Origin of the sequence: Bradyrhizobium sp. PRIMUS42, from assembly GCF_023006515.1 — a bacterium.
GTDB lineage: Bacteria > Pseudomonadota > Alphaproteobacteria > Rhizobiales > Xanthobacteraceae > Bradyrhizobium.
In genome coordinates this window covers 1-3333 of record NZ_JALBGZ010000686.1, presented here as the reverse complement: position 1 = coordinate 3333, position 3333 = coordinate 1, and the positions used below count along the sequence as shown (strand labels likewise).

The 3333-nt window shown below is 64.4% G+C and carries 3 protein-coding genes; all 3 read left to right on the top strand.

What is annotated here, in order from left to right; all coding sequences use genetic code 11:
* A partial coding sequence (locus MOV75_RS31875; RefSeq protein ID WP_247007305.1) for a tyrosine-type recombinase/integrase occupies positions 1-491 on the top strand: 491 nt, incomplete at its 5' end.
* 307 nt (positions 492-798) lie between these two features.
* A complete protein-coding gene (locus MOV75_RS31870; RefSeq protein WP_246931005.1) occupies positions 799-1761 on the top strand; it encodes an acetyl-CoA carboxylase carboxyltransferase subunit alpha in 963 nt (320 codons plus the stop codon).
* Between the two features lie 456 nt (positions 1762-2217).
* The coding region (locus tag MOV75_RS31865; RefSeq protein WP_247007304.1) for a murein L,D-transpeptidase family protein at positions 2218-3333 on the top strand (1116 nt) is incomplete at its 3' end.

The window sequence follows — 3333 nt, the reverse complement described above, 5'->3', positions numbered from 1 at the left end:
AGCTGGTGGCGCTGCCGCGCTCGGCGGCCAAGCGCGACGCCCGCATGATCGTGGTGCGCGGCAAGGGCAACAAGGAACGGCTGGTGCCGCTCAACGAGGCCTCGCGACAGGCGATGGCGGATTATCTCGCGGCGACGGAGGCTGCCAAGACTGGCAACAAGACTGACAACAAGGGCGACAAGAAGAGCGCCCTCTCCGCCTCGAAATGGCTATTCCCCTCGTTCGGCGAGAGCGGACATCTGACGCGCCAGCATTTTGCCCGCGACCTCAAGGAGCTCGCGGTCGCCTCGGGCCTGCAGGCCCGCCTGGTCTCCCCGCACGTGCTGCGCCACGCCTTTGCCAGCCACCTCCTGCACAATGGTGCCGATCTGCGCATCGTGCAGACCCTGCTCGGCCACACCGATATTTCCACGACGCAGATCTACACCCATGTGGTCGAGGAACGGCTGAAGAGCCTGGTGCGCGACCTGCACCCGCTGGCGGAGAAGTGAGTTTCGGGCGCTGCGCCCCCTCGCCCGCTTGCGGGAGAGGGTTCGGGAGAGGGTGTTTCCACGACGGGACACTCCCCAAGAGGAGAAAACCCCCACGCGCGCCTTCAGCGCGACCTCTCCCGCAAGCGGGAGAGGTAAACTAACCGCCTTGACTTCGGCCACATCTCCGCAGAAAGAGCCGGGGCCTTTCGCATGATTTGGCGGGCTGGCTCGCAGCACACAGGCCAACCCATTGAAGAAGCTACACTTCTCTTTGCAAATCTAAATCCGCTTCGCCGCCTCGCCCCGTCCTCCCTATATTGAGTTGATGCAAGACCAGATGCGCAGCTATCTCGACTTCGAAAAGCCCGTCGCCGAGCTCGACTCCAAGGTCGACGAGCTCAGGACGCTCGCGGCCTCCGGCACCGACATCTCGGACGAGATCGGGCGGATCGAGGACAAGGCGGCGCAGGCGCTGGCCGACCTCTATACGAACCTGACGCCGTGGCAGAAGACGCTGGTGGCGCGGCATCCGCAGCGGCCGCATTTCAACGACTTCATCAAGGGCCTGATCACCGAATTCACCCCGCTCGCCGGCGACCGCAAGTTCGGCGAGGACGAGGCGCTGGTGGCCGGCTTCGGCCGCTTCCGCGGCGAGCCGATCTGCGTGATGGGCCAGGAAAAGGGCGATTCCACCGAGAGCCGCATCCGGCACAATTTCGGCATGGCGCGGCCCGAAGGCTATCGCAAATGCGTGCGGCTGATGGAGATGGCCGAGCGGTTCGGCCTGCCGGTGCTGTCGCTGGCCGATTCCGCCGGCGCCTATCCCGGCATCGGCGCCGAGGAGCGCGGCCAGGCCGAGGCGATCGCGCGTTCGACCGATGCGTGCCTGGCGCTGACCGTGCCGAACGTTGCCATCATCACCGGCGAGGGCATGTCGGGCGGCGCCATCGCCATCACCACCGCCAACAAGGTGCTGATGCTGGAGCACGCGATCTACAGCGTGATCTCGCCGGAAGCGGCGTCCTCGATCCTCTGGCGCGACGGCACCAAGGCGCAGGAAGCCGCCAACAACATGAAGATCACCGCCCAGGACATGCTCCGCTTCGGCGTGATCGACAGCATTTTGAAGGAGCCGGTCGGCGGCGCCCACCGCGACCCCGCCGCAATGATCGCCACCACCGGCGATGCCATCGCCAAGGCCTTTGACGAGATGCGCGGCCTCGACGGCGACGCCATCCGCAAGCAGCGGCGGCAGAAATTCCTCGATATCGGCCGGAAACTGAGCTGATTCGGCTCAATTACGGTGCCGTAGGGCCGTAGGGTGGGCAAAGGCGCGCTCTTGCGCGACCTGCCCACGGATTCTCACCGATCACACGCAGGTCGCGGGCACGGCGCTTCGCCCACCCTACGGGACCGTTCGGGAAACCCCGGTAACCCCGCGTTAACCCTTTTTTTGCCCAAATCAGCGATCTGAGTCCGGGTTGGGCCGAAAAGCCCAAGTTCCGTCCCAAGTCGCGTCCATTTAGTCTTCGTTGACCATGCCGATGGGCCAACGGGCTCGTGATCCCCGCTCGGGTTGCGACCACATGACCCAGAGGTTAGAATTTTAATCAATGGCTTCAGGGCACAAGCGCTGGGGCGTGAGCTGAAAAAGCCCGTCATGACGGGTCCGGTTGTCCGGTCGGATCATGCTCCATAAGAATTGGGGTTCGCGCTCTCTGCCCGGCACGGTGTGGGGTCCATCTTGATTTCTCGTTCGCTTGCTCGCGCGCTTTTGGCTTCGGTTGCGCTGATGGCCGCCGGCATTCTGCTGGCCGGCTGCGACACCGACCAGGTCTCGCTCGCGACCAATGCCAAGGCCAATCAGCCGGTGCCGCCAAAGCTTCTCGCCGCGATGGTCGAGAAGGACATGGATCTGCAGTCGCCGATCCTGGTCCGCCTGTTCAAGCAGGAGGCCGAGCTCGAGGTCTGGAAGCAGGCCCGCAACGGCCAGTTCGCGCTGCTCAAGACCTATCCGATCTGCCGCTGGTCGGGCGATCTCGGCCCCAAGGTGCGCGAAGGCGACCGCCAGGCGCCGGAAGGATTCTACTCGATCAACCCGGGCCAGATGAATCCGCAATCGGCCTATTACCTCTCCTTCAACACCGGCTATCCGAACGCGTTCGACAAGGCTTTGGGCCGCACCGGCTCGCAGCTGATGGTGCATGGCGACTGCTCCTCGCGCGGCTGCTACGCGATGACGGACGAGCAGATCGCGGAGATCTATTCGCTCGGGCGCGAATCCTTCTTCGGCGGCCAGAAGGCGTTCCAGCTGCAGGCCTATCCGTTCAAGATGACGCCGGTGAACATGGCCAAGCACCGGAACAATCCGAACATGCCGTTCTGGAAGATGATCAAGGAAGGCTATGATCATTTCGAGGTGACGCGGCAGGAGCCGAAGGTCGATTTCTGCGAGAAGAAGTACGTCTTCGACGCGACCCGCACGCCCGATGCGAAGCGCGATCCCGTGTTCGACGCCTCGGCAAAGTGCCCGGCCTATGTGATTCCCGAGGACATCGTCGCCGCCGTGCGGGGAAAGCAATCCAGGGACGAGGCGGAATACGCCAAGCTGGTCGCCAAGGGCACGCCGGTGGCGCGCATGAACACCGGCATCGACGGCGGCATGAACAAGATCTTCGCCGCGAAGATTCCGGAAGGCTCGACCGGCCTGTCCGAAGGCGCCGAAGGCAACACGCTGCAAATGCTGGCAATGGCGAAGGCGCCGGGCACGATCCCCCGCCACGTCAATCCGCCCAAGCCGAATCTCGACGCGGTGGCGTCCGCGCCCGCGCCGCAGGAAGAGCCGGTGGTCGCCGTCAGC

Excerpts from the sequence above, each read along its gene's own strand:
- MOV75_RS31870 (WP_246931005.1), top strand. The coding sequence starts at position 799 with ATGCAAGACCAGATGCGCAGCTATCTCGACTTCGAAAAGCCCGTCGCC.